This is a genomic window from Streptomyces sp. SCL15-4, from assembly GCF_033366695.1.
Taxonomy (GTDB): Bacteria; Actinomycetota; Actinomycetes; order Streptomycetales; family Streptomycetaceae; genus Streptomyces.
This window is the reverse complement of sequence record NZ_JAOBTQ010000001.1, coordinates 3,002,403-3,027,245: the sequence shown is the minus strand read 5'-3', so window position 1 is coordinate 3,027,245 and position 24,843 is coordinate 3,002,403. Positions and strand designations below refer to the sequence as shown.

Genomic DNA, 24,843 nt, shown 5'->3' with positions numbered 1-24,843 from the left:
GTCCGGGAGACTCCTCCGGGGAGGCGCCTCCCGGGTGTCCGGCGGTGCGGTGCCGGTGGTCCTGCGCCGCACGGGTGCCGTTGCGCAAGAGGGCATGTGTCACAGGGGCGCCTGGTTCCGCCGGGTGCGTCGCGCACCTATCGTCGGCTCCATGTTCGCTGTCTACGCCGCCCGAATCGACCGCGACCAGCCGCTCACCGGCCTCGAGTTGGGGGAGCGTCCGGCTCCCGAGGCCCGTCCCGGCTGGAGCACCATCACCGTGCGCGCCGCTTCCCTCAACCACCACGACCTCTGGTCCCTGCGCGGCGTCGGCCTCCCGGAGGGCCGGCTGCCGATGATCCTCGGCTGCGATGCCGCCGGTGTCGACGCGGACGGCAACGAGGTCGTCCTGCACTCCGTCATCGGCCAGACCGGCCACGGCGTCGGCCCCGGCGAGCCGCGCTCCATCCTCACCGAGCGCTACCAGGGCACCTTCGCCGAACAGGTCGCCGTGCCGACCTGGAACGTGCTGCCCAAGCCGAAGGAGCTGTCCTTCGCCGAGGCCGCCTGTCTGCCGACGGCCTGGCTGACCGCGTACCGGATGCTGTTCACCAACGCCGGGGTACGGCCCGGTGACTCGGTCCTCGTGCAGGGCGCGGGCGGCGGTGTCGCCACCGCCGCGATCGTCCTCGGCAAGGCGGCCGGGCTGCGTGTCTTCGCCACCAGCCGGGACGAGGCGAAGCGGAAGCGGGCCGTGGAACTGGGCGCCGTGGAGGCGATGGAGCCCGGGGCCCGGCTGCCGCAGCGGGTGGACGCCGTCATCGAGACCGTGGGCGCCGCGACCTGGTCCCACTCGGTGAAGTCGCTGCGGCCCGGCGGCACGCTCGTCATCTCCGGCGCGACCAGCGGGGACCGGCCCTCGCACGCCGAGCTGACCCGGATCTTCTTCCTCGAACTGAAGGTCGTCGGCTCCACGATGGGCACCAAGGACGAGCTGGAGGACCTGCTCTCCTTCTGCGCCGCGACCGGCGTACGGCCCGTCATCGACGAGGAGCTGCCGCTGGACCGGGCCCGCGAGGGCTTCGAACGGCTGGCGTCGGGAGAGCAGTTCGGAAAGATCGTGCTCACCAACTCCTGAGGTTCGCCGGGGCGTTGGTACGGAGGGCGGGTCCGGGGTGCCGGGCCCGCCTTTCGCGTGCCCCGGTTGTCAACTGTGGTTGACGCGAGGAGGCTGTCAACCTACATTGACAGCATGAGTGAGGCAATCGATCTCGCCGAGCGTGCCGGTGACCGTGATCCACGGGTCGGGCTGCGGGCCGTGGCCGCGCTGCGCCGGCTGCTGGAGCAGCTGGAGGCGGTACAGGTGCGCAGTGCGCGCAATCAGGGCTGGTCGTGGCAGGAGATCGCCGCGGAGCTGGGTGTCAGCAGGCAGGCCGTGCACAAGAAGTACGGGAGGCGTTGATGTTCGAGCGGTTCACCAAGGACGCGCGGGCGGTGGTCGAGGGGGCGTTCGCGCATGCGCGGCGCGACGGGGAGCGGACCGTCGGCCCCGAGCATCTGCTGCTGGCCCTGCTCGACAGTGAGGGAAGCCGGGCCTCCTTCGCGCTGTCCGCCCTCGGGCTCGCGCCGTCGCGGGACGCGGTGCGGGAGGCCGTGGCCGAGGCACGGCGGAGGGCCGGGCTGACCCGGGCCGAGGCGGAGGCGCTCGCGGGGCTGGGGATCGATGTGGGGGAGGTCGTGGCCCGGGTGGAGGAGGTGCACGGGGTCGGAGCGATGGCCGAGGGCGCGGGGGAGCGGGCGTGGTGGGCCGGGCGCCGGCCCCGGTTCGGCCGGGGGGCCAAGGATGTGCTGGAGCGGGCGTTGCGGGTGGCGGTCGGGCGGGGGGAGCGGTTCATCGGAGGCGAGCATCTGCTGCTGGCGCTCACGGTTCTGCCGGGAGTGGGCGGAGAGGTGCTGGCGGACTTCGGTGTGACGTTCGAGGGCGTGTCGAGGGTTTGCCCACCTGCCCACCTGGCTCGGTCGGCGGGAGGGTGAGCGTCGCGGGGCTCCGCGCGGGGCCCCGGGGGTTTGCCCGCCTGTTTGTCCTGGTTGGCTGGAGGGCGGGTCTCCGCGGCTCAGCTCCTGGCCCCCGGGTGGGCGCGTTCGTGCGCCCGTCCCGGTTGGCTGGGAGGCGAACGTCGCGGGGCTCCGCCCGGGATCTGGGGGGTTTACCCGTCCGCCCGTCTTGGTTGGCAGAGGGTGGGCCTTCGGGGCTCCGCCCCTGGCCACCCCGGGGGCTGGCCCGTTCGTCCGCCCGGCTCGGTCGGCTGGAGGGCGGGCGTCGCGGGGCTTCGCGCCGGGCCCGGAAGCGTGGCCGTCCGTCCGGCTGGCCGGAGGGTGGGTCTCCGGGGCTCCGTTCCTGAGCCCCGGTCGGGGTTTGCCGGTCGGCTCGGTCGGGTTCGTCGGGAAGCCGGCCTCGGGTTCCGGTGCGCTTGGCCGGTGTCGGTCAGGGGGTGCGTGGGTGGAGGATCGCCGCGATGCGGGCCGCCGCCTTGGTGAGGTGGTGGCGGGTTTCCCGGAGCTGGGCCGGGGTGATGCCGTTGTCCCGGGCCGCGTCACGGATGTCGTCGCGGAAGCGGTCCAGGAGGCGGTCCAGGTCGCGGGCCGGGTCGCCGGTGGGCGTCTCGTGGGCCCAGCTCGGTTCGTACTCGGCGGGGAAGTCGTCCGGGGCCTGGGTGTAGTGCGGTTCCGAGGGCGGAGCGGGCCGGGGCGTCTCCTCGGCGGCGCGGGGGAAGCCCCAGTTGCCGCCGAAGTCCTTGCCCCAGTCCTTGCCCAGATCCCTTCCCCAGTCCTTGCCGAACTCGCCGACCTCCTTCGCCAGTTCGGACAGGCCCTCGCGGAGACCCGTCGGCCAGTCGCCGCGCGTGAAGTGGTCCTGGACGCTTTCCTGGACGCGCCGGGCGATGCGCTGCACCTCCTCCTGTGCCTGGACCCGTGCCCGTGCCTGCGCCTCCTGCGCCTGGCGGCGGGCCCGCTGGGCCTCCTCGCGGGCCCGGCGGCTCTCGTCCTTCGCGCGCCGCGCCTGCTCCTTCCACTCCTGCTTGGCCCGGCGCATCTCCTCCTTGGCGGCCTTCCACGCCTCCTTGTCGCCCGGCTCGCCGTACTCCCCGTGGGCGAAGTCGCTGCCGGACGTCCGTGCGCGGCGGGCCTCGGTGGCGGCGGCCCGCATCTCGCGGCGCAGGTCGCCGGCCGCGCCGCGCACGTCGGCCCTTATCTCGGCGGCCAGTTCCGCGACCGACTCGCGGATCTCCAGCTCCAAGTCGGCCAGCTCACCGCTGCGGTCGGCCAGTTCGGCGCGGCCCGCGTCCGTGATGGCGTACACCTTGCGGCCGCCCTCGGTGGTGTGCCGGACCAGGCCCTCCGCCTCCAGTTTGGCCAGGCGCGGGTAGACCGTGCCCGCCGAGGGGGCGTAGAGACCCTGGAAGCGTTCCTCCAGGAGCCTGATCACCTCGTAGCCGTGACGCGGGGCCTCGGCGAGCAGCTTGAGCAGGTACAGGCGCAGGCGGCCGTGGGCGAAGACGGGAGGCATGTCAGAGCACCTTCTTGTCGGTCGTGCCGTCGGCCGGTGCGCCGGTGGCGGCGGCGTCCTGGCCGGAGACGGAATTGTCCCCCGGGGCGGTCGGGGAGTGATCGGCCGGGTGGGGTGCCGTTCGGGCGTCCGGTGCGGTGGAGGCGGTGGGCGTGGTGGGTGTGGTGGCTGTGGTGCGGTCCGCCGTGCCTGTGCCTGTGCCCGTGTCAGTGCCGGCACCCGTGCCCACGCCCGGGTCCGTGCCGGTGCCAGGGGTGTGTGGGGGCCTCGGGGCTTCGGCGCGGGTTTCCTCCTCGTCCCGGGGCGGGCGGCGCAGCAGGGCTATCGAGCCGGAGACCGTGGTGGCCCGCAGCCTGCCCGTGCCCGCGCCGAGGCGGCCGGTGATCTTGTGCATGCCCCACTGGCCGTGCACCCGCAGCCCGTCGAAGGCGTTGGAGATCACCCCGCTCGCGGTGTTCGCCTCCACCTCGGCGTCCGCCGGGTGCGGCAGGCGGATGGCGATCTCACCGGAGACGCTGGTCAGGCCGACGTCCGTGGGACCGTCCGGATCCAGGTCGACGATCATCGAGCCGCTCACGGTGTCGGCCCGCACGGAGGGGCCGGAGCCCTCGACCACCGTGAGGTCTCCCGACACCGAGTGGAACGTCAGGTCCCCGGTGACCGCCTGGGCCTCCACGTTTCCCGAGACGGTCTCCGCGCGGACCGGGCCCGAGACACCGACCAGGGTCGTGTCGCCGTTCACCCCTCTGATCACCGCCGGGCCGCGGATGCCCGAGACCACCGCGCCGGCGCCCACCACGCCCACCTCCACGCGCGTGCCGGCCGGGACCGTCAGGGAGACCACGGCGCTGCGGCACCGGCCCTTGCGCTCCAGCCAATTGAGGAGGCCCTTCCAGGGCAGGTCCTCATAGGCCACGGTCAGTGTGGTGCCGTCCTGGGTGACCACCAGGGGCGGGCCGTCGAGTTCCGAGACCTCCAGGCGGGCCGTCGTCTCCTCCGTGCCGACCACGTTCACCGTGCCGTCGATGACGCGGACCCGCACCTCGCGTACGGGGCTGTCGAAGGTCAGCTTCCTGGGTTCGGCGACGGACCACTCGGACATGGGACCTCCTCGGCCGGGCACGGCAGTGACACGCCATATCGCATTCTCTGTCAAACACGATATATCGCGGCCATGGGAAGTCAAGACACTCTTTCGAGTGGGTGCGCGACCCCGCGCCCGGCCCGTGCGGCGCGGGCGGTCGCGCGGCTGCCCCTGTCCGGCCCGCCTCACCGGCGGCATACGCTGGTGGGGTGAGTTGCCGGCTGGATGTTTACGCAGGAGACGTAGCCCCTATGTACTTCACCGACCGCGGTATCGAGGAGCTGGAGAAGCGGCGTGGCGAGGAAGAGGTCACCTTCGAGTGGCTCGCCGAGCAGTTGCGCACGTTCGTGGACCTGAACCCGGACTTCGAGGTGCCCGTGGAGCGGCTGGCCACCTGGCTCGCCCGGCTCGACGACGAGGACGACGAATAGGGCGCGCCGCGGCCACCAGCCGAACGCATACGCCTGGACGACGGGACCGTCGTCGGCGGTTACCGTCCCTGCGCGCCGGTCCGGACACCCCGGCCCCCGTTAAGGTCTCCGTCGGTTCCGGCATCGAACCGACGGCGCAGGCGGGCAGGATCGTGGGCGCCGTCGCGGAGGGCGGCGGCCGGTCCTCCCCCACCGTGTCCCTGACCCGGACCGAACCGGCCGCGGCGGCGGACGGCGCCGACCCCGCGACACCGGACGGCACCGCCGTACCGCCGCGGTCCCCGGCGGGGGAGCCGCGGGGGTGCCTCCCTCACCCGGACCCTCGGCGCGCAGCACCCGCACACCCTCTCGGCGAGGCAACGGGTCAGGCCGTACTGAAACTTCGAGGCGTACCTCGGCTGACGCGAAAGGGCCCGGCACCGAGCGCGAACTCGGTACCGGGCCCTTTCCGGAAGGCCTACGCCTCGAACACCTCACGCACGAGCTGCTCCTGCTCGGCCTGGTGCCGCTTCGCGGAACCCACCGCCGGCGACGAGGAGTGCGGACGCGAGATGCGCCGCAGCCGCTCGCCGGCCGGGATGTCCGCGCCGACCGCCAGGTCCAGGTGGTCGATCAGGTTGAGCGCGATGAACGGCCACGCACCCTGGTTCGCCGGCTCCTCCTGCGCCCAGAGGTACTTCTCGGCGTTCGGGTACTTGTTGACCTCCGCCTGGAGCTCGTCACCCGGCAGCGGGTACAGCCGCTCGATGCGGATGATCGCCGTGTCCGTGACGCCCCGCTTCTGCCGCTCGGCCTCCAGGTCGTAGTAGACCTTGCCGGCGCAGAAGACGACCTTGCGGACCGCGGCCGGGTCGACCGTGCTGTCGCCGATGACCGGGCGGAACTGGCCGTTCGTGAACTCCTCCGCCTTCGACGCGGCGGCCTTCAGGCGCAGCATCGACTTCGGGGTGAAGACGACCAGCGGCTTGTGGTGCGGGTTGTGCACCTGCCACCGCAGGAGGTGGAAGTAGTTCGACGGCGAGGTCGGCATGGCGACCGTCATGTTGTTCTGCGCGCACAGCTGGAGGAACCGCTCGGGACGCGCGGAGGAGTGGTCCGGGCCCTGGCCCTCGTAGCCGTGCGGCAGGAGCAGGACGACGCCGGAGGTCTGGCTCCACTTCTGCTCCGCCGACGAGATGAACTCGTCGACGACCGTCTGGGCGCCGTTGACGAAGTCGCCGAACTGGGCCTCCCACATCACCAGCGCGTCCGGGCGGGCCAGCGAGTAGCCGTATTCGAAGCCCATCGCCGCGTACTCGGACAGCAGCGAGTTGTAGACGTTCAGCCGCGCCTGGTCCTCGGAGAGGTACTGCAGCGGGGTGTACTCCTCGCCGGTCTCCCGGTCGATCAGCACCGCGTGGCGCTGGCCGAACGTGCCGCGCTGGGAGTCCTGGCCGGCCAGCCGGACCGGGGTGCCCTCCAGCAGCAGCGAGCCGATGGCGAGGGTCTCGCCCATGCCCCAGTCGATCGTGCCGTCCTCCACCATCGCCGCGCGGCGCTGGAGCTGCGGCAGCAGCCGCGGGTGGACGGTGATGGTGTCGGGGATGTTGACCTGGGACTCGGCGATCCGCTTGACGACCTCCGAGGAGACCGCGGTCGGCACCGCGACCGGGAAGCCGTCCTGGGGCGCCCGGACGTCGTCGGCGACCGGCTGCGAGGTGGCCTCGCGGACCTCGGTGAAGACCTTCTCCAGCTGCCCCTGGTAGTCCTGGAGCGCCTGCTCGGCCTCCTCCAGGGTGATGTCGCCGCGACCGATCAGCGACTCGGTGTACAGCTTGCGCACCGAGCGCTTCTTGTCGATCAGGTCGTACATCAGCGGCTGGGTGAAGGCCGGGTTGTCCGACTCGTTGTGACCGCGGCGGCGGTAGCAGATGAGGTCGATCACCACGTCCTTGTTGAACGCCTGGCGGAACTCGAAGGCGAGCCGCGCCACGCGCACGACGGCCTCGGGGTCGTCGCCGTTGACGTGGAAGATCGGGGCCTCGATCATGCGGGCCACGTCCGTCGCGTACATGGAGGAACGCGAGGACTCGGGGGCCGCGGTGAAGCCGACCTGGTTGTTGATGACGATGTGGACCGTGCCGCCGGTGCGGTAGCCGCGCAGCTGCGACATGTTCAGGGTCTCGGCCACCACGCCCTGGCCCGCGAAGGCCGCGTCGCCGTGGATCGCCACCGGCAGCACCGTGAAGTCCGTGCCGCCCTTGTTGATGATGTCCTGCTTGGCGCGGGAGACACCCTCCAGGACCGGGTCGACGGCCTCCAGGTGGGAGGGGTTGGCGACCAGCGAGACCTTGATCTGCTCGCCGTCCAGGCCGGTGAAGGTGCCCTCGGCGCCCAGGTGGTACTTCACGTCGCCGGAGCCGTGCATCGACTTCGGGTCGAGGTTGCCCTCGAACTCGCGGAAGATCTGCGCGTACGACTTGCCGACGATGTTGGCGAGGACGTTCAGCCGGCCGCGGTGGGCCATGCCGATGACGACCTCGTCCAGCCGGGACTCGGCGGCGGAGTCGATCACCGCGTCGAGCAGCGGGATGACGGACTCGCCGCCCTCCAGCGAGAACCGCTTCTGGCCGACGTACTTGGTCTGCAGGAAGGTTTCGAACGCCTCGGCGGCGTTCAGCCGGCGCAGGATGCGCAGCTGCTCCTCGCGCTCCATCTTGGAGTGCGGGCGCTCCACCCGGTCCTGGATCCACTTGCGCTGCTTGGGGTCCTGGATGTGCATGAACTCGATGCCGGTGGTGCGGCAGTACGAGTCGCGGAGCACGCCGAGGATGTCGCGCAGCTTCATCATCGACTTGCCGGCGAAGCCGCCGACGGCGAACTCGCGCTCCAGGTCCCACAGGGTGAGGCCGTGCTCGACGATGTCCAGGTCGGGGTGCTTGCGCTGCTTGTACTCCAGCGGGTCGGTGTCGGCCATGACGTGGCCGCGGACCCGGTAGGAGTGGATCAGCTCGAAGACGCGGGCGGCCTTGGTGACGTCGTCGTCGTGGCTGGCGTCGATGTCCTTGAGCCAGCGGACCGGCTCGTAGGGGATGCGCAGCGCCTCGAAGATGTCGTCGTAGAAGCCGTTCTCGCCGAGCAGCAGGTTGGCGACCTGGCGCAGGAACTCGCCGGAGGCGGCGCCCTGGATGACCCGGTGGTCGTAGGTCGACGTGAGCGTCATGACCTTGGAGACGCCGAGCTTGTTCAGGGTGTCCTGGCTGGTGCCCTGGAACTCCGCCGGGTAGTCCATGGAGCCGACGCCCATGATCACGGACTGGCCGGGCATCAGGCGCGGCACGGAGTGGACGGTACCGAGGCCGCCGGGGTTGGTCAGGGAGACCGTGACGCCGGAGAAGTCGTCCATCGTCAGCTTGCCGTCGCGGGCGCGGCGGACGATGTCCTCGTAGGCCTGCCAGAACTCGAAGAAGTTCAGCGTCTCGGCCTTCTTGATGGCGGCCACGACGAGCTGGCGGTCACCGTTGGGCTTGACCAGGTCGATGGCCAGGCCCAGGTTGACGTGCGCCGGCTTGATCAGGGTCGGCTTGCCGTCCTTGACGCCGTACGCCCAGTTCATCGACGGCATGGCCTTGATGGCCTGCACCATCGCGTACCCGATGATGTGCGTGAAGGAGATCTTCCCGCCGCGGGCGCGCTTGAGGTGGTTGTTGATGACGATCCGGTTGTCGAACAGCAGCTTCACCGGGACGGCGCGGACCGAGGTGGCGGTCGGCATCTCCAGCGAGGCGTCCATGTTCTTCGCCACGGCGGCGGACGGGCCGCGCAGCGTGACCAGCTCGGGGCCCTCGGGGGCCTCCTTCGCGGGCGCGGCCTTGGCCTTCGGCTGAGCGGGCGCCTGTGCGGGTTGCGCCGGCTGGGCCGGGGCGGCCTTCGCCGCGGGGGCCTGGGCGGGAGCCGCGGGCGCCTGGGCGGGAGCCGCGGCGGGCTTCGGGGCCGGGGCGGCGGCCTGGGGGGCCGGGGCCGCGGGTGCCTGCGGGGCCGTGGTGGTCTCTGCGGCCCCCGTGGCCGCAGCGCCCGCCGGGGCCGGGGTGGCAGGAGCACCCGGCTTGTAGTCGGCGAAGAAGTCCCACCAGGCGCGGTCTACGGAATTCGGGTCCTGGAGGTACTGCTGATAGATCTCGTCGACGAGCCATTCGTTCGCACCGAACGCGGCGGCGGGGTTCTTCCCGGCTTGGTCGTCGGTGGAGATGCTCGATGAGTTACTGGGGGACTGTGGCGACACGGCGGCAACCGCCCTCTTCCGCTTCACAAGGTGATGGACAGCGGGAATAAAGGCTACGCCTCCCTGGCCGGGAAGGTCAGGTCGAGCATGGTCATCGTCGCGTAAGTCACATCGGAAATCTTGTTTCGGGGCTTGATATGGCGGGAAACAAGCGGGGTTCCGGGCAGGAGAGGGTGCGGCGGCGCGGCCCGGCGCGCCGTTGACCGACGTCTGCCCCGGACCTGCGCTGATCACACGTGTCGAGCTGCGCGAACGCGCGTCGACTGACGTGGATCTTGTGCTTCCGGTGCGGACCTTACGTCAACTCGCCAGGGAAGTCAGTCCCGGAAGAGTGACGATGATCCGGCAGCCACGCTCGGATTCGGCCACTCCGATCCGGCCGCCGTGCAGATCCACGGCCCATCGGGCGATGGCCAGCCCGAGCCCGGTGCCGCCGTCGCTGCCCGGGCCGTGCGGCCGGGTGACGGCACCCCGGTTGAACCGCTCGAAGACCCGGTGCCACTCCGACCGGGGAATGCCGGGGCCTTCGTCCATGACCTCCAGCACCAGCGACTCCGGCTGCGGCCCGCGCCGCGCCCGTACGGTGACCCGGCCGTGCGGCGGGCTGTGCTTGACCGCGTTGTCGATCAGGTTGGCGACGACCTGGTGGATGCGCTCGGGGTCCGCCTGCGCGGTCAGCTCCGGCGGCGAGACGTCCAGGTGCAGATGGACGTCCGTGCGGGTGTGGCTGCCCGAGCCGGAGGCGATGCCGGCGCGCGCGGAGGCGACCATGTTGGCCTCCTTCAGCACGCCCGACAGGTACGGCCACACCTCGAAGCGCCGGGTCTTCAGCGGGACCACTCCGTTGTCCAGCCGGGACAGGTCCAGCAGGGTCTCCACCAGGCGGCCGAGCCGCTCGGTCTGCTTCAGGGCCGTCCGCATGGTCTCCGGGTCGGCCTCGGTGACGCCGTCGACGATGTTCTCCAGCACCGCGCGCAGCCCGGCGATCGGGGTGCGCAGCTCGTGCGAGACGTTCGCCACCAGCTCCTTGCGCTGGTTGTCCTGGGCCTCCAGCTCGTCGGCCATGACGTTGATCGTCTGGGCCAGGTCGCCGAGTTCGTCCCGGCGGTTCTCCCGCACCCGGCGCGTGTAGTCGCCGTGCGAGATGGAGCGGGCCACCGCGTTCATCTCGTCCAGCGGCATGGTCAGCGAGTGCGCCACGAACTGCGTGATGAGCAGGGTGGCGATCATCGAGAAGACCGTGATGAAGCGCAGCTCCGTCTTGGTGTGCACCGCCACGATCGACAGTCCGGTGGTGATCAGCACCGCGATGACGACCAGCGCGCCCAGCTTGGTCTTGATCGAGAACGGGCGTACGCCGCCCCAGGGGTCCTCGCCGAGGATCCCGGGGCTCCTCCGTGCGGCCTGGCGCCCGCTGTCGCTCACGGGGTCGGTGTCTCCAGCGCGTAGCCCACGCCGTGCACGGTCCGGATGCGCTCGGCGCCGATCTTGCGGCGCAGCGCCTTGATGTGGCTGTCGACCGTGCGGGTGCCGGAGGCGTCCGCCCAGTCCCACACCTCGGCCAGCAGCTGCTCGCGGGAGAGCACCGCGCGCGGCGTGTTCGCCAGGCACACCAGCAGGTCGAACTCGGTGGGCGTCAGGTGGACGTCCTCGGACTTCACCCGCACCCGGCGCTGCGCGTGGTCGATCTCCAGTTCGCCGAGGCGCAGTATGCCGGTGCGCGGCGTGGCGGCGGCCAGCGCGGCCCGCTCCACCCGGCGCAGCAGCACGTGCACCCGGGCCGCCAGCTCCCGCATGGAGAACGGCTTGGTCATGTAGTCGTCGGCGCCCACGCCGAGTCCGACCAGCATGTCCGTCTCGTCGTCCCGCGCGGTGAGCATCAGCACCGGCACCGGCCGCTGCGCCTGCACCCGCCGGCACACCTCGAGGCCGTCGAAGCCGGGCAGCATGATGTCCAGGATCAGCAGGTCGGGCTGCCAGGCCTCGGCCGTGTCGACGGCGGCCGGCCCGTCGGCCGCCGTTTGCACCAGAAATCCCTCGGCGCGGAGCCGGGCCGCGATGGCGTCGACGATCGTGGGGTCGTCCTCGACGACCAGTACCCGGCGCTGTGCGCCCGGGGTGGTCGTCGCCGCGCCGCTCTGGGAGGTGTGTGTCTGCTCCATCGCCCGCCCCTGTTGTTGCTTTCCGGAATCCGTGGGGTGATCCCATGTCTGCGTTCGACGCTTGCATGATCCGCGTCAGGGCAGCACATTACGGGGACTCACCGCGCTGTCGCTATCCAGGTCGGACGGCGAGGTGGACGGCGTCGGGAACGCCCCGGGCAACGGGCACCTCTTCGGTACGCACCTGCTGGAACCCGGCATTCCGCAAGGTTCCTTCAAATTCCGGAGAGGGTTCGGCGGACCATACGGCGAGTACTCCGCCGGGCCTCAACACCCTTGTGCAGGCCGCGAGTCCGGCCGGCGAATAGAGGCTTTCGTTGTCCTCGGTGACGGTCCAGCCGGGGCCGTTGTCGATGTCGAGACACAGCGCGTCGAACGTGTCGGATGTCTCATTGACGTAGGTCACCAGATCCGCTCGCACGATCGCGGTGCGCGGGTCGGCGAGCGCGCCGGCGGAGATCTCGGCCAGCGGGCCGTCCCGGTGCCAGCCGATGACGGCGGGCTCCCGCTCCACGACGGTGATCCGCCCCCACCCCGGGTCGGCCGCGGCGTGTGCGAGCGAGAAGCCCACGCCCAGCCCGCCGATCAGCACCGCCGGCGCGGGGCGCCCGTCCAGCGCGTCCCGCGCGGCGTCGACCAGCAGGCGTTCCGAGCGGCCGTCGGAGGTGTCCATCAGGAAGCAGCCGTTGGCGATGATCTGCAGGCGCGCCCCGTGCCTGCGCAGGACCACCTCGCCGTACGGGCCTTCGCGTCGATCCAGGACCACGGGAGTGTCGTACACGGCAGTCATGTCCTCCATCCTGCTCGAACAGGGCCGGACGGTCACGGGAATTGCGCGGTACGCCACGGACGAGTGGTCCCGGGGCGGGGCGCACGGGTGCCCGGCGGGTGGAACGGCGCCGTGAACCGCCGCGCGCGGCGCCGAGGACTCCGGCGCGGGCGTGGCCCGTCCGGTGCGCGCGCCGGTGCCGGCGGCGCGCGCCGCGGCGGGTCCCTCTCCGCCGTACGCGCCGCCGTTCCCGCCGGCGCCGGCGGCGCCGGAGCGGCGCCTCGGCGGGGCGCGGACCGCCGCCGTCCGCCTGGCCGGGTGCCGCCCGATCGTGGCCGTCTTCGCCGCCGGGGTCCGGGGGTCCGGGTCCGAACCGCCGCGGGCCGCCATCCCGTTGGCCGTATCCGATCGCTCACAGCGAACAAGCCCGTGGGAACAATCGGCGGCGCCAGAACATTGAGTCGGCATAGCTCAAGTTGACTGCCTAAGGGGAAATCATGGCTGCTGAGTCACCGGCGTTCACGCTGACCCTGCCCGTGCTGCCGCTCGACGACGAGGTCGTGCTGCCCGGGATGGTGGTTCCGCTGGACCTGAGCGACGCCGAGGTACGGGCCGCAGTGGAGGCCGCGCAGGCCGCCGCCCGTTCCGAACCCGGAAAGCCCAAGGTGCTGCTGGTGCCGCGCATCGACGGCACGTACGCCAGGACCGGCGTCCTCGGCACGGTCGAGCAGGTCGGCCGGCTGGCCGACGGTGACCCCGGGGCCCTGATCCGCGGCCGCAGCCGGGTCCGCATCGGCGCCGGCACCACCGGGCCGGGCGCCGCGCTCTGGGTGGAGGGCGCCCGCGTCGAGGAGAGCGTCCCGGAGCCGCTGCCCGGCCAGGTCGCCGAACTGGTCAAGGAGTACAAGGCGCTCGCCACCAGCTGGCTGCGCAAGCGCGGCGCCTGGCAGGTCGTGGACCGCGTCCAGGCCATCGACGACGTGTCCGCGCTCGCCGACAACTCCGGCTACTCGCCCTTCCTGACCACCGACCAGAAGGTCGAACTGCTGGAGACCGCCGACCCGGTGGCCCGCCTCCGCCTCGCCACCCAGCAACTGCGCGACCACCTCGCCGAGCAGGAGGTGGCCGAGACCATCGCCAAGGACGTCCAGGAAGGCGTCGACAAGCAGCAGCGCGAGTTCCTGCTGCGCCGTCAGCTGGAGGCCGTCCGCAAGGAACTGCGCGAGCTGAACGGCGAGCAGGAGGGCGAGGAGTCCGACGACTACCGCGCCCGCGTGGAGGCCGCCGACCTGCCGGAAAAGGTCCGCGAGGCCGCCCTGAAGGAGGTCGACAAGCTGGAGCGCGCCTCCGACCAGTCGCCCGAGGGTTCCTGGATCCGCACCTGGCTGGACACCGTCCTGGAGATGCCGTGGAACGAGCGGACCGAGGACGCGTACGACATCCGGGGCGCCAAGGCCGTGCTGGACGCCGAGCACGCGGGCCTGGAGGACGTCAAGGAGCGCATCACCGAGTACCTGGCCGTGCGCAAGCGGCGCACCGACCGGGGCCTCGGCGTCATCGGCGGGCGGCGCGGAGGCGCCGTGCTCGCTCTGGTGGGGCCGCCCGGCGTCGGCAAGACCAGCCTGGGGGAGTCCGTGGCGCACGCCATGGGCCGCAAGTTCGTCCGGGTCGCCCTCGGCGGCGTCCGCGACGAGGCCGAGATCCGCGGCCACCGCCGTACGTACGTCGGCGCGCTGCCCGGCCGGATCGTGCGCGCGGTCAAGGAGGCCGGGTCGATGAACCCGGTGGTCCTGCTGGACGAGATCGACAAGGTCGGCTCCGACTTCCGGGGCGACCCGGCCGCCGCCCTGCTCGAAGTCCTCGACCCGGCGCAGAACCACACCTTCCGCGACCACTACCTGGAGGTCGAACTCGACCTCTCCGACGTGGTCTTCCTCGCCACCGCCAACGTCCTGGAGGCCATCCCGGAGGCGCTCGCCGACCGCATGGAGATCGTCCGCCTGGACGGCTACACGGAGGACGAGAAGGTCGTCATCGCCCGTGACCACCTGCTCCCGCGCCAACTGGAGCGGGCCGGCCTGGACCGGGACGAGGTCACCCTGGAGGAGAGCGCGCTGCGCAAGCTCGCCGGGGAGTACACCCGCGAGGCGGGCGTCCGCACCCTGGAGCGCTCGATCGCGCGCCTGCTCCGCAAGGTCGCCGCCCAGCACGAACTGGGCGAGCGGGAGCTGCCGTTCACCGTCACCGACGGCGATCTGCGCGACCTGATCGGCCGGCCGCACCACGTGCCCGAGTCCGCGCAGGACCCGGCCGAGCGCCGTACGGCCGTGCCCGGTGTGGCGACCGGTCTCGCGGTCACCGGCGCCGGCGGCGACGTGCTCTACGTGGAGGCGTCCCTGGCCGACCCGGAGACGGGCGCGGCGGGCCTGACCCTCACCGGCCAGCTGGGCGACGTGATGAAGGAGTCGGCGCAGATCGCGCTGAGCTTCCTGCGCAGCCACGGCGCCGAGCTGGAGCTGCCGGTGGCCGGCCTGAAGGACCGCGGCGTGCACATCCACTTCCCGGCGGGCGCGGTGCCCAAGGACGGACCGAGCGCGGGCATCACGATGACCACGGCCCTCGCCTCGCTGCTCTCCGGCCGCCTGGTCCGCACCGACGTCGCCATGACCGGCGAGGTCTCGCTGACCGGCCGCGTGCTGCCCATCGGCGGAGTGAAGCAGAAGCTGCTCGCCGCCCACCGCGCCGGGGTGACCACCGTGATCATTCCCAAGCGCAACGAGGCCGACCTGGACGACGTCCCGGCCGAGGTGCTGGACAAGCTCGACGTCCACACCGTCACCGACGTCCGCCAGGTCCTGGAACTGGCGCTCGCGCCGGCCGTGAACGGCGCGGAGCCGGCGGTTCCCGTGGCGGCGTGACGGACGCCGCGGGAAGGGCCGGGGCCCGGGATTTTCCGTGAAGGAGTCCGGGCCCCGGCCGCGCCCGGGTACGGGGTCCCGCTCAGAGCGCGGTCAGGGACTGCTCCGCCCACACCGTCTTGCCGGTCCGCTCGTGCCGGGTGCCCCAGCGCTCGGCGAGCTGGGCGACCAGCAGCAGGCCCCGGCCGCCCTCGTCGAAGATCCGGGCCCGGCGCATGTGCGGCGTGCTGCCGCCGGCGTCGTACACCTCGCAGATCAGGCCGGTGCCCGGGCGGAGCAGCCGCAGCCGGATGGGCGGGCGGCCGTAGCGCAGGGCGTTGGTGACCAGCTCGCTGGCGATCAGCTCGGTGGTGAACGTGGCCTCCTCCAGGTCCCAGGCGGACAGCTGCTCGTCCACGTACCGGCGGACCCGGGAGACGACGGTCGGCTCGTTGTCCAGTTCCCAGCAGGCCACCCGGTCCCCGTGCAGGGCCCGGGTGCGGGCCATCAGCAGGGCGGTGTCGTCCTCGGGGCGGTGGCCGAGCAGCTCGGTGAGGACCCGGTCGCACACCGAGTCCAGCGAGGACGCGGGCTCCTCGGGCACCCTTTCCAGCGCCCGGCCGAGGGCGTGGTCGCCGGCCCCGGACGGCCCGTTCGTGCAGAGCGCGAGGAGGCTGCCCTCGGGCAGTTCCGTCTCGACCGTCTCGAAGGGCGGACCGCCCATGCCCAGCGGCGGTCCGGCGGGCACGTCGAGGAAGCGGACGGTGCCGTCCGGGGTCACCACGGCGGGCGGCGGATGCCCGGCCCGGGCCGCGCCGCACCGGCGCGAGACGGGGTCGTAGACGGCGTACAGGCAGGTGGTGCCGATGCCGCCGGCACTCTCGGCGGCCGGGTCCGCGCTGCCCTCGTCGGCGGCCAGCCGCAGCACCAGGTCGTCCAGGTGGGTGAGCAGCTCGTCGGGCGGCAGGTCCACGTCGGCCAGGGTGCGTACCGCCGTGCGCAGCCGGCCCACGGTGGCGGAGACGCGGATGCCGTGGCCCACCACGTCCCCCGCGACGAGCGCCACCCGCGCCCCCGACAGCGGGATCACGTCGAACCAGTCGCCGCCCGGACCGGTCCCGGTCGCGGCCGGCAGCCAGCGGGTGGCGATCTCCAGGGCGGCCTGGCCGGGTGGTGGGTGCGGCGGCAGGCCGTGCGGCAGGGGTGCCGGAGCGCGGGGCGGGGCCTCGGCGCGGGCCTGCTCGATGCAGGCGGCGGCCTTGGCGGCGAACTCCTCGGCGAGCCGCACGTCCTGCGGACCGAAGGGCTCCCGCCCGGGAGTGCGGCCGAACAGGGCCACACCGAGCGGGCCGTCCCCGGTGAGCAGCGGCACGGCCAGCAGAAACCGCGTCCCGGACGCGCGCAGCCACCCGGCGCAAGGGTCCAGCGCCGCCCATTCGGCGATGCCCGGTTCGGCCGTGTCGTACAGCAGCGGGCGGGCCGTCGCCAGGCACCGGGCGGGCGGCGAGCCGGCCGGGCAGACGACCGCCTCGCCGACGCAGGTGCCCCGGGCGGGCCCGCCGCCCGGGTCCGCGCGCAGGGCGGCCCGGCGCAGCACGACCTGGCCAGGCGGCGGGCCGCCGGGCCGGAGCGCGGCGGGTCCAGCAGGTCGACCGTCATGGCGTCGGCCAGCCGGGGGACGGTGGCCTTGCCGAGTTCCTGGGCGGCGAGGACCTGGTCCGCCGTCGTCGCGGCGCGGCCGTCGGCCTCGCCCGCCGGGCGCCGCGGGCCGGCGGCGCCGGGGTCCGGCGGCGGCAGGGACAGGCAGACGGCCCGGACCCGGCCGTCGGCGTCCTTCAGCGGGGTCAGGGCGAGGGTCCGGGCGAGGTCCGGGCCGAGCCGGCCGCGCGCCTCCTGCGGCCGCCCGGACTCCAGCGCGGCCCGCATGGACCGCTCCGCCTCCTCGCTCGCGGTGCCGGGCACGATGTGGGCCAGGCGCAGCCCGCGCATCGCGGCCTCGGGCAGGGCGAGGGCGTCCTCCAGCCGGCGGTTGGCCCGCAGCAGGCGCAGGTCGGGGCCGAAGACGGCCAGCGGAAAGGGGGACTGGAGGAAGGTCCACTCCTCCAGGGGGTCGCCGCGGGGCGGCTGCGGCCGGTCCGTCACCGCGCTCACCACGAGCCAGTCGGTGCGCCCGGTGCCGGAGGTCCGGCGGTGGGCGAGCACGTCCAGTTCCAGGCGCCGGCCGTCCTGGTGACGCAGCGGGACGGTGCCGTGCCAGCGGCCCTGGCCGGCCAGCGTCCGGCGGGCCGCGGCCGGGTCGGTGGCGAGCAGCGCGGCGGCGGGCCGGCCGATCACCGCCGGGGAGTCGTAGCCGAGCAGCCGCCGCGCGCCGTCGCTCCAGCCGGTCAGGATGCCCCGCTCATCGATGGTGGCCGTGGCCGTGTACGTCGACTGTCGCTCCATCGCCGCTCATCTCGCCCTTGCTCGGCAGGCTCTCCTGACCAGCATGATCCCGGACGGGGCGGAGCACCAACGCAGGGCGGCGGCGGGGGAGGACGGCCCGCGGCCGCCGCCCGTACGCGCCGGACGCGCACGGGTGTGCGCCGGAGCCGCCCCCGCTCGCGTCCGGCCCGTGGCCGGCCGCCGCCTCAGCCGTTGGCCAGTGCCTGCACCCGGTCCAGGGCGCCGTTGAACTTGTCGTGGTCGCCGACGGTCGGGCCGGAGGAGGTGTACTGCCACATCGTGTAGAACGACCACCCGGCCGGCAGCGTCCCCGGGTCGGTGGCGTAGCGGGCGATCCACAGCGGGTTGTTCGTCGCGAAGCCGCCGTAGTTGCCGGTGCACTGGGTCCACCAGCTGGTGGCCGTGTAGATCACGGCGTACCGCCCGGTGCGCGCCTTGTAGGTGTTGATGAAGTCGGCGATCCAGCCGACCATCTGGCTCGCGGTCTTGCCGTAGCAGGCGGCGCCGTACGGGTTCCACTCGATGTCGAGGGCGCCGGGCAGGGTCTTGCCGTCACCCGACCAGCCGCCGCCGTGGTCGACGAAGTAGTTGGCCTGGGTGGCGCCGCTGGTGGTGTCCGGGGTGGCGAAGTGGTAGGCGCCGCGGATCATGCCCACGTTGTAGGAGCCGTTGTACTGCTGGGCGAAGTACGGGTTCGTGTAGTACGTGCCTTCCGTCGCCTTCGTGTACGCCCAGCGCACCCCGCTGCCCCACAGCGTGGACCAGGCGACGTTGCCCTGGTACGCCGAGACGTCCACGCCCTCGGTCTGGGTGGCGTCGCCGGTGCTGGGGGTGCCGTCCCGGCCGTCGTGGGCGAGGACGCCGATGCCCATGTAGGCGGAGCCGCGGCCGGGCGCGTCCGCGGCCCGGGCGGAGGTGAGGGGCAGCGTGAGGGAGAGCGCCGCGAGCAGGGCCGTGACGAGGACGGCCGCGGGGCGCGGGCGGAGCGGGCGGATACGACGGGTGGGACCGGGTCTGAGCACGGTCATGGCGCGCCTCCGGGATGGGGAGTGGGGAGGGAGGTGGGGATCGTGGGGGGTGACCGCCGGGCCACTGGACGTGGGCATGCCAGTAAGGCCGTGGTAAAGAAGCTACGCACGTAGATGACGGCGTGGAAGAGGGTCCGGACGACGCCGTTGGTCTACGCCTGCGAAATACTGACCGAGCTGCGGCAACGACGACGTGTGACAGAAACTTTCAGGAACGCGAAACCGATCAGGGGTGCTGACGTGCACGAGGACAGAAACAGCGGGGGACTTCACGCCGCCAGCCAGATGACGCCCAGTGGTGCAGACCAGGAATTCCTGGCGCTGGAACGCGAGTTGACCGTGCTGCTGCGGCGCGCCCGGGCCAACCAGGCCGAGATGGCCCGCGAGGTCCACCCCGACCTGGAGTCCTCCGCCTACGGCCTGCTCATCCGGCTGGACGAACTGGGCGGCCAGCGCGCCACCGAACTCGCCGCCTACATCGGCGTCGGCAAGGCCACCATGTCCCGGCAGCTGCGCGCCCTGGAGGAACTCGGCCTGATCGCCCGCGAACCCGACCCGGCCGACGGCCGCGCCTGGCTGGTCACCCTCACCGAGGAGGGCAGCCGCCGCGTCGGCACCGTCCGCGAGGCCCGCCGCGCCCGCTACGTCCGCCAGCTCGCCCACTGGGACCGCCGCGAGGTCGCCGAGCTGGCCCGGCTGCTGCACGGGCTGAACGACGTCATGGCGAAATAGCGGCTCACAGCTCCGCGTACACCACCGTCGCGTCGTCGTGCGTCTTGCCCCGCCCCAGGAACACCCGCTCCTCCCGGTCCGCCGCCTCCAGCTCCCGTACCCGCTCGACCAGCGACCGGGCACCCTCCTCGGCGACCACATCGAACAGCGCCGTCCAGTCACCCTCGCCGAACGTCTCCGTCCAGCGGGTCGCGCCGTCCGTCAGCGCGGCCAGCGCCCGCACCGCGTCCCGGGGCAGCACACCGGTGACCGCGCGGGCGGCCACGGCCGGGTCGGCGGCGGCCGTGAAGAAGCCGCCCTCCTTGTTGCGCACGTGCGCGTCGACCACGGCGTCCGAGGCCAGCGCGGAGCGCGGCAGCCGGGCGAGCCGGTCGTCCAGCACCGCGGTCACCGCCCCGTCGGACCCCCGCAGCAGCAGCGCCGAGTCGCACAGCACCAGGTACTCGACCTCGGCGGCCGACCAGCGGGCCAGGGCGACGGTTGCCTGGGGCGTTCGCGGGTGAGAAAGGTCACAGGTGTCCGCGTGGGCGTCGGCGGTGCGCCGGATCGCCCGCGCGAGAATCTCCGGCAGCGTCAGATCTCGGCCGGAAACGGTCAGTTCGGTCAGCGCCCCGCCCAGTCGCGCGGTGAACCAGGGCACGGAGTGCAGACAGCCCGTCCCACCGCTCGGCGACGTCACTCCGTCCAGGACGACCACGCAACCTCCCTGTCCGGAGGCGGGTAGTCCGACACCGGCGAAGTCCTCGTTGGGTCGGGTCGCGTCGCCGGGTTCCGAAACGAGATCAGTGCGCACCCGGTCAGTCTGCACGACCCCTTCACACGGTGCGCCGAACACCGCCAAGTCCCGGGTAATTCCCATGACCCCGCAGGTCAGGCGCCTGGTTTGGGCAGGAATGATCTACTCCGGGAAGACGTGGTGGCGAATACTGCCAAAGCCTGCCGCGCGCGTCCAACCGGCCCGCCGCGCACGAGCCGGGCACACGCCGGAGGAACTTGCCCGCCAACTCCCCTCCGATGTTCACTCCTTCGGGTGGCGGGTCAGGTGATGCGCGGCCCCTGCCCACCGGCGCTGGGAGGGTCGGGAACCATACGAACCGGGTGTACGCACCACTTGGCCCCGAGATGACGGGGTACCACCCGGGCCCCTGGGTAGACGAGTTCAGGAATGCGAGCACCGGTGCAGAAGAAGCGGCCTCGGCGCACAGGCAGTCAGCCGGCCCCCGCGGGGACCGTCCCGCAGACCCCCGTGGGCACCGGCCGCCCCACCCATGTGCGCAGCCGGCTGATCGTCGCCGTCGCCGTGGTGGCCGCCGCCGTGGCCGGAGCCGGCGCGCCCGCGCTGCTCACCGCCTCGCGGGACGTCGGCGACAGCCAGGAACTGGTGACGCTCGCCACCCGCACCCAGGACGCGCTCACCCTCGCCCACTCCCTCGCCGACGAACGCGACGAGGTCACCTCCTACGTCGCGGCCGGCCGCCCCAGGTCCAAGGCGCCCACCGAGGACCGCAGTGCCCGCGTGGACCGGCAGGCCGGGGAACTGCGGGCCGACCCCGACCTCCCGGGCCGCCTGCGCACCGCGCTCGACGGCGTCGACAAGGCCCGCCGGGCCGCCCTCACCGGCCGCACCGACGCCCTCCGGACCCATCAGGCCTACTCGGCGGCGATCACCGAACTGCACCGCCTCGCCGAGCGGCTGGCCGAGCGGATGCCCCCGCGGGCCGGCTCCGGCGCCCACGCCCTCGCCGAACTGGACTCGGCCGTCCAGCAGTCCGCCGCCGCCCGCGGCCTGCTGCTGGCCGCGCTGAACGTCCCCTCCCACGAACGCACGGTCATCGACCCCGTCACCGGCCTGCCCACCACCTCCGCCACCGGCAGCGACGCGGAGCGCAAGCAGCGCGACGCGCTCACCGCCGCCGCCCGGCAGGCCGGGCTGCGCGCCGACGCGGCCCTCGCCGGCTTCCGCGCGACCGCCCCCGAGGCGGCCGTCGACTCCTACGACTCCACGGTCACCGGAGCCGAGGTCAACTCGGCCGAGAAGTACCTGGCCACGCTCACCGACCAGCCGTCCCTCGCCGACATCGAGCCGACCGTCGGCGCCAAGAAGCTGGACGCGGCCCTGTCCGCCCGCGTCGACCTGATGCGCGGCGCCGAGTCCGCGCTCTACGACCACCGCACCAAGGACCTGGAGAAGCTCCGGGACGACGACGTCACCGCCCTGGAGATCCGCGTCGCCGTCCTCGGCGTGCTGCTGCTGGTCGCGGTCGGCATCGCCACCGCCATGGCCCGCAGTCTGACCCGCCCGCTGTCGGTGCTGCGCCGCGGCTCGGCCCGCCTGGCCGAGGCCGAGGACCCCGCGGCCCAGGACCCGATCGCCTTCACCGGCCGCAACGACGAGTTCGCCCAGGTGGTGCGCTCGGTCAACGCGCTGCACGCGCACGCCGCCGCCCTGCACGAGCGGGTGGCCACCCTGGAGACCGACCGCAAGCACCTGGTGGGCCAGCGCCAGAAGATGGCCGACGCCCGCGAGGAACTGCGCGCCGAACTCGCCGAGTCCGCCGCCCAGCTGGAGCGGCTGCGCACCAGCATCGGCTCCACCTTCGTCAACCTGGCCCTGCGCACCCTGGGCCTGGTCGAGCGCCAGCTCGCGGTCATCGAGGGCCTGGAGGAGCGGGAGCAGGACCCCGAGCGCCTGTCCACCCTGTTCAAGCTGGACCACTTCGCCACGGTCATGCGCCGGCACAGCGAGAACCTGCTGGTCCTCGCCGGCACCGAGCACGTCCAGCAGCACCCCGGCCCGGTGCCGCTGGTCGACGTGGTCCGGGCGGCGGTCAGCGAGATCGAGCGCTACGAACGCGTCCGCATCGCCGCCCTGCCCCCGCACGCCCACGTGGCCGGATTCGCCGCCGACGACCTCTCCCACCTGCTGGCCGAACTGATGGAGAACGCCACCTCGTTCTCCCCGCCGGACCTGCCGGTGGAGGTCTCCGGCTGGCTCCTGGAGTCGGGCGAGGTCATGCTCTCGGTCCAGGACGAGGGCATCGGCGTGGCCAAGGAGCGGCTGGCCCGCCTCAACGCCCGCCTCACCGACTTCGACCCCCGGTCCCTCTACGACCAGGAGGACGCCGACGGCCTCGGCCTCGGCCTGTACGTCGTCGCGCGCCTCGCCCACCGCCACGGCGCGCGGGTCCAGCTGCGCGAGCAGAAGCAGGGCGGCACGGCGGCGGTCGTGGTCCTGCCGGCCCAGCTCCTCGCCGAGGCCCCGGCGACGACGCTCCCGCCGACGACCGCGTCCTCCAGCACCACGGGCACCTTCACCCTCCCCGGCGCCGACGCGGAGGCCAACTCCAACGTCCTGCGGGCCCGTACCAAGGACCCGCTGGTGGCCCTGGCCGAACAGGCCGTACGGGACACCCACGAACAGGCCACCCCTCCCGCCGGCCCCGCGGAGACCCGTCCCAAGCCGGCGGAGACCCCGGCCGAGACCACGATGGAACTCCTCCTGCCGGCACCCCAGGAGGAGCCGGCGGAACCGGCGAAGGCCCCGGCCGCCGACGACCGGGACACCCCGGCGGGACCGGCCGCAGCCGACGACGCAACGGGCGGTGCGGACGCCACCCCGGAGGCCGACGGCGAGGCCGACGAGCCGGAGCGGCTCACCAGCAAGGGTCTCCCCAAGCGCACACCCAAGATCACCGCCCCCGCCGCCCCGTCCCGCCAGCGAGGCACCCGCGTCGACGCCGAGGCCCTGCGCCGCAGGCTCGGCGGCTTCCGCAACGGCGCCGCGGCCGGCTACCGAGACGTGGAGGCGGAGATCGCCGAGAAGACGGCCGGCCACCGGCGGCCGACCAGTTACGCACACGCCGAAGAAGCCACGGGGGGCACAGCCGAGGAGGCAAGCAGTTGACCGCGCCCACAACCTACGGACTGAGCAGTGAAGCCCGTAACCTGCACTGGCTGCTGACCAACCTGGTCGAGGAAGTACCCGGCATCCAGTCCGTCGCCGTGGTCTCCTCGGACGGACTGCTGCTGCTGTCGTCCGACCCGGCCCACACGGAGCAGTCCCGTGCGGCCCGCCCGGCGAAGGGCCCGCGCGGGTCCTCCGCCGACCTCGCCACCATCGTCTCCGGCATCGGCAGCCTCACCGTGGGCGCCGCCCGGCTGCTGGAGTTCGGCGGGGTCAAGCACACCATGATCGCGATGGACGAAGGCAGCCTGTTCGTGATGTCGATCAGCGACGGCTCGCTGCTCGGCGTGCACGGCAGCGCCGAGTGCGACATGAGCGTCGTGGCATACCACATGGCGCTGTTCGTGGGCCGTGCCGGGCATGTCCTGACGCCCGAACTCCGCAGCGAGCTGCGGAAATCCATGGAGTCCGAGTCGACGGGGAGCACCCGGTGAGCGGCCCCGCGAACGAGCCCGGCAAGCAGCGGCTCCCGGTACGCGGCGGCGACCGCAAACCCGCCCGCGTCCGCCCCTACTCGCTCACCGGCGGCCGTACCCGCTTCGGCCACGTCCTCCTCGTGGAGACGTTCGTCGCCGCGCTGGACGCCCCGGAGGAGCGCAAGGAACTGACGCAAGGCTCGCAGGGCACCCCGGGCATGCCCGAGATGCGGGCCATCGTCGAACTGTGCCGCCGTATGCGCACGGTGGCCGAGATTGCCGCGCTGCTGAAGATGCCGCTCGGCGTGGTCCGCGTTCTCCTGAGCGACCTCGCGGACCAGGGAAAGATCCGTGTGTACGGCACCGGAACCGGTCACGGCACCGGCCGCCCGGACCGCGCGCTGCTGGAAAGGGTGCTGAGTGGACTCCGCCGTCTCTGACGCCACCGCCGCCTTCGGGGGCCCGTCCCTCGCCGGCTCCTTCGCCGAGCCGGACGAGGACCTGAAGTCCTGGCAGACCGACCGCACGCGCGCTCCCATCGCGACGAAGATCGTGGTGGCGGGCGGCTTCGGCGTCGGCAAGACAACCCTGGTCACCTCCGTCTCGGAGATCACGCCTTTGCAGACCGAGGCGCTGATGACCGAGGCCAGCGAGGGCACCGACGACCTGTCGGCCACGCCGGGCAAGCTCACCACCACCGTGGCCATGGACTTCGGCCGCATCACGCTCGACGACGACCTGGTGCTCTACCTGTTCGGCACGCCGGGCCAGCAGCGGTTCTGGTTCATGTGGGACGACCTGGTGCGCGGCGCGATCGGCGCCGTCGTCATGGCCGACACCCGCCGCCTGAAGGACTGTTTCCCCGCGCTGGACTACTTCGAGAGCTGCGGGCTGCCGTACGTCGTCGCGGTCAACCACTTCGACGGCAGCGAGCGGTTCGAGCCGGAGGACGTCCGGGAGGCGCTGACGATACCGGCGCACATCCCTGTCATGATCATGGACGCGCGACGGCGGTTCTCGGTCATCGAGACCCTCCTGGCCCTCGTCGGCCACGCGCTGGACGAAACCCCCGAGTAGTCCGGTCCGAGCCCCTGTAGGAGACACCACCCC

The 24,843-nt window shown here is 72.8% G+C and carries 19 protein-coding genes and 2 pseudogenes; 10 read left to right on the top strand and 11 right to left on the bottom strand.

All coding sequences use genetic code 11. The annotated features are described in order from the left end of the window. Nucleotides 1–151 precede the first annotated feature (151 nt). From SCK26_RS12880 to SCK26_RS12870, 3 genes are all read left to right on the top strand, one after another. Nucleotides 152–1,117: a zinc-binding dehydrogenase gene (locus SCK26_RS12880; protein ID WP_318201439.1), complete on the top strand. Its 966-nt coding sequence runs from the start codon at nucleotides 152–154 to the stop codon at nucleotides 1,115–1,117. A 114-nt stretch (nucleotides 1,118–1,231) separates the two neighbouring features. Then, nucleotides 1,232–1,441, top strand: a complete 210-nt coding sequence (locus tag SCK26_RS12875) for a helix-turn-helix domain-containing protein (RefSeq protein WP_318201438.1) — start codon at nucleotides 1,232–1,234, stop codon at nucleotides 1,439–1,441. Further along, the gene (locus SCK26_RS12870; RefSeq protein ID WP_318201437.1) at nucleotides 1,441–2,013 is read left to right on the top strand and encodes a Clp protease N-terminal domain-containing protein; all 573 of its coding nucleotides are present in this window, start codon (nucleotides 1,441–1,443) and stop codon (nucleotides 2,011–2,013) included. The genes SCK26_RS12875 and SCK26_RS12870 overlap by 1 nt, the downstream gene beginning before the upstream one ends. A 451-nt stretch (nucleotides 2,014–2,464) precedes the next feature. On the opposite strand, the gene SCK26_RS12865 is transcribed toward SCK26_RS12870, so the two are convergent. Both SCK26_RS12865 and SCK26_RS12860 read right to left on the bottom strand, forming a co-directional pair. After that, a complete protein-coding gene (locus SCK26_RS12865; protein ID WP_318201436.1) occupies nucleotides 2,465–3,547 on the bottom strand; it encodes a PadR family transcriptional regulator in 1,083 nt (360 codons plus the stop codon). 1 nt (nucleotide 3,548) lies between these two features. Beyond that, entirely contained in the window at nucleotides 3,549–4,649 is a 1,101-nt protein-coding gene (locus tag SCK26_RS12860) for a hypothetical protein (RefSeq protein ID WP_318201435.1), read from the bottom strand. Nucleotides 4,650–4,882: 233 nt separating this feature from the next. Between SCK26_RS12860 and SCK26_RS12855 the strand changes: the two genes are divergently transcribed. Further along, complete coding sequence (locus tag SCK26_RS12855) at nucleotides 4,883–5,062, top strand: DUF6104 family protein (protein ID WP_003992906.1); 180 nt, start codon at nucleotides 4,883–4,885, stop codon at nucleotides 5,060–5,062. Between the two features lie 457 nt (nucleotides 5,063–5,519). On the opposite strand, the gene SCK26_RS12850 is transcribed toward SCK26_RS12855, so the two are convergent. The 4 genes from SCK26_RS12850 to SCK26_RS12835 form a co-directional block, all read right to left on the bottom strand. Beyond that, nucleotides 5,520–9,323 (bottom strand): multifunctional oxoglutarate decarboxylase/oxoglutarate dehydrogenase thiamine pyrophosphate-binding subunit/dihydrolipoyllysine-residue succinyltransferase subunit, encoded by a 3,804-nt coding sequence (locus SCK26_RS12850; RefSeq protein ID WP_318201434.1) that lies wholly within the window; start codon nucleotides 9,321–9,323, stop codon nucleotides 5,520–5,522. A 300-nt stretch (nucleotides 9,324–9,623) separates the two neighbouring features. Then, nucleotides 9,624–10,748 (bottom strand): sensor histidine kinase, encoded by a 1,125-nt coding sequence (locus tag SCK26_RS12845; RefSeq protein WP_318201433.1) that lies wholly within the window; start codon nucleotides 10,746–10,748, stop codon nucleotides 9,624–9,626. Continuing rightward, nucleotides 10,745–11,485: a response regulator transcription factor gene (locus SCK26_RS12840; RefSeq protein ID WP_030609901.1), complete on the bottom strand. Its 741-nt coding sequence runs from the start codon at nucleotides 11,483–11,485 to the stop codon at nucleotides 10,745–10,747. Before SCK26_RS12840 ends, SCK26_RS12845 begins: the two co-directional genes overlap by 4 nt. Nucleotides 11,486–11,597: 112 nt before the next feature. Beyond that, on the bottom strand, nucleotides 11,598–12,275 hold the full coding sequence (locus SCK26_RS12835) for a spermidine synthase (RefSeq protein WP_318201432.1): 678 nt from the start codon (nucleotides 12,273–12,275) through the stop codon (nucleotides 11,598–11,600). Between the two features lie 476 nt (nucleotides 12,276–12,751). Between SCK26_RS12835 and lon the strand changes: the two genes are divergently transcribed. Further along, nucleotides 12,752–15,172 (top strand): endopeptidase La, encoded by a 2,421-nt coding sequence (gene lon / locus SCK26_RS12830; RefSeq protein ID WP_318201431.1) that lies wholly within the window; start codon nucleotides 12,752–12,754, stop codon nucleotides 15,170–15,172. A gap of 82 nt (nucleotides 15,173–15,254) precedes the next feature. Here the strand turns inward: lon and SCK26_RS12825 are convergent, their stop codons facing one another. The 4 genes and pseudogenes from SCK26_RS12825 to SCK26_RS12810 all read right to left on the bottom strand — a co-directional run bounded on the left by SCK26_RS12825 (nucleotide 15,255) and on the right by SCK26_RS12810 (nucleotide 18,621). After that, nucleotides 15,255–16,241 (bottom strand): ATP-binding SpoIIE family protein phosphatase, encoded by a 987-nt coding sequence (locus tag SCK26_RS12825; RefSeq protein ID WP_318205993.1) that lies wholly within the window; start codon nucleotides 16,239–16,241, stop codon nucleotides 15,255–15,257. 213 nt (nucleotides 16,242–16,454) lie between these two features. Continuing rightward, a pseudogene (locus SCK26_RS12820) lies at nucleotides 16,455–16,748 on the bottom strand (ATPase); the annotation flags it as partial. 263 nt (nucleotides 16,749–17,011) lie between these two features. Beyond that, nucleotides 17,012–17,593 (bottom strand): annotated as a pseudogene (locus SCK26_RS12815) (PAS domain-containing protein); the annotation flags it as partial. Between the two features lie 185 nt (nucleotides 17,594–17,778). Next, on the bottom strand, nucleotides 17,779–18,621 hold the full coding sequence (locus tag SCK26_RS12810; RefSeq protein ID WP_318201430.1) for a lysozyme: 843 nt from the start codon (nucleotides 18,619–18,621) through the stop codon (nucleotides 17,779–17,781). A gap of 240 nt (nucleotides 18,622–18,861) precedes the next feature. Between SCK26_RS12810 and SCK26_RS12805 the strand changes: the two genes are divergently transcribed. After that, nucleotides 18,862–19,353, top strand: coding sequence for a MarR family winged helix-turn-helix transcriptional regulator (locus tag SCK26_RS12805; protein WP_412080735.1), 492 nt, complete (start codon nucleotides 18,862–18,864; stop codon nucleotides 19,351–19,353). Between the two features lie 4 nt (nucleotides 19,354–19,357). On the opposite strand, the gene SCK26_RS12800 is transcribed toward SCK26_RS12805, so the two are convergent. After that, complete coding sequence (locus SCK26_RS12800) at nucleotides 19,358–20,146, bottom strand: protein phosphatase 2C domain-containing protein (protein WP_318201429.1); 789 nt, start codon at nucleotides 20,144–20,146, stop codon at nucleotides 19,358–19,360. Nucleotides 20,147–20,518: 372 nt separating this feature from the next. Here SCK26_RS12800 and SCK26_RS12795 point away from each other — a divergent pair, with 372 nt between their 5' ends. From SCK26_RS12795 to SCK26_RS12780, 4 genes are read left to right on the top strand one after another with little or no spacing between them, the layout of a single operon-like run. Further along, nucleotides 20,519–23,257 carry a nitrate- and nitrite sensing domain-containing protein gene (locus tag SCK26_RS12795; RefSeq protein ID WP_318201428.1) on the top strand — a complete coding sequence of 913 codons (2,739 nt, stop codon included), beginning with the start codon at nucleotides 20,519–20,521 and terminating at the stop codon, nucleotides 23,255–23,257. Then, nucleotides 23,254–23,751 carry a roadblock/LC7 domain-containing protein gene (locus tag SCK26_RS12790; protein WP_318201427.1) on the top strand — a complete coding sequence of 166 codons (498 nt, stop codon included), beginning with the start codon at nucleotides 23,254–23,256 and terminating at the stop codon, nucleotides 23,749–23,751. The genes SCK26_RS12795 and SCK26_RS12790 overlap by 4 nt, the downstream gene beginning before the upstream one ends. Next, nucleotides 23,748–24,173 carry a DUF742 domain-containing protein gene (locus SCK26_RS12785; RefSeq protein ID WP_318201426.1) on the top strand — a complete coding sequence of 142 codons (426 nt, stop codon included), beginning with the start codon at nucleotides 23,748–23,750 and terminating at the stop codon, nucleotides 24,171–24,173. The genes SCK26_RS12790 and SCK26_RS12785 overlap by 4 nt, the downstream gene beginning before the upstream one ends. After that, on the top strand, nucleotides 24,154–24,810 hold the full coding sequence (locus tag SCK26_RS12780) for a GTP-binding protein (RefSeq protein WP_397954055.1): 657 nt from the start codon (nucleotides 24,154–24,156) through the stop codon (nucleotides 24,808–24,810). The genes SCK26_RS12785 and SCK26_RS12780 overlap by 20 nt, the downstream gene beginning before the upstream one ends. Nucleotides 24,811–24,843 lie beyond the last annotated feature (33 nt).